The sequence below is a fragment of the Stenotrophomonas pictorum JCM 9942 genome (assembly GCF_001310775.1).
Classification (GTDB): Bacteria; Pseudomonadota; Gammaproteobacteria; order Xanthomonadales; family Xanthomonadaceae; genus Stenotrophomonas; species Stenotrophomonas pictorum.
This window is the reverse complement of the sequence record NZ_BAZI01000663.1, coordinates 1-948: the sequence shown is the minus strand read 5'-3', so window position 1 is coordinate 948 and position 948 is coordinate 1. Positions and strand designations below refer to the sequence as shown.

Here is a 948-nt window from a genome sequence, read left to right as displayed (position 1 = left end):
CTGCTGTGGCGGCGGCTCAGTCCAGCGCGGTCGCTGATGATGCCGGTGGATCTGCTCGAAGGCGGCGACCCGGCGCAGCGCCGGCAACGGCGGCGGGTGCTGGGCGGTGCCAGCTATGGCCATGCCAGCCTGCTGACGCTGGTGTGCTGGCATTTCGAGTGGGTGTTGCAGCTGGCCGGGATCGCGCTGGTGTTCATGTTCGTGCCGCTGGAGCTGCTGTCCGAATCGCTGCGCGCGGCGTGGTCGCTGATCGGCGAGGACACCCCGGCGTGGGCGTGGATCGGCTTCAACCTGCTGGCGTGGGCGGCGCTGACACTGGTCGGCCCGTTCTACAGCGGGGCCGGCTTCGGCCTGTACCTCAACCGCCGCACCCAGCTGGAGGCCTGGGATGTGGAAATCGCCTTCCGCCGGATGCGCGACCGCCTGGCGCGGCTGGCCCCGCTCCTGCTGCTGGTGCTGGCCATCGCCCTGCCCGGTGATTCCGCCCAGGCCCAGGACGGCGCTGCAGACCTGCAGAAGCAACACGCCAATCACAAGCACCTGGCGCACATGCGGCGAGCGGCGCAACGCCAGCGACCGTGTTCGGCCCCACGCACGCCGATACCGCCAGCTTCCGCCAGGCGGCCGCACGCGCCTACGAAGACCCGCAGCTGGGCGCCCAGCGCAACGTCAGCCGCTGGAAGCGCACGCAAGATGCCACGCAGCAGGAACGGGACACCCCGGGCGACAAGTGGGCGCCGGACCTGGACGGCATCCGCACGCTCCTGGCGCTGGTCAGCGAGAGCTTTCTGTGGATCGTGGTTGGCGCATTGCTGATCGCGCTGCTGCTCACCGCCCGCTGGTGGCTGCCGTGGCTGCGTGGCAGTGGCCGGCGCAAACGCACCGTGCAGTCCCCGGTCACGCAGGAAGCGCTGCAACTGCCCGACAGCCTGCCGCCGGACATCCCCG

General features: G+C 70.8%; 1 pseudogene. It reads left to right on the top strand.

The features are described from left to right. Positions 1 to 816 (top strand): annotated as a pseudogene (locus JCM9942_RS16890) (DUF4129 domain-containing protein); the annotation flags it as partial. Positions 817 to 948 lie beyond the last annotated feature (132 nt).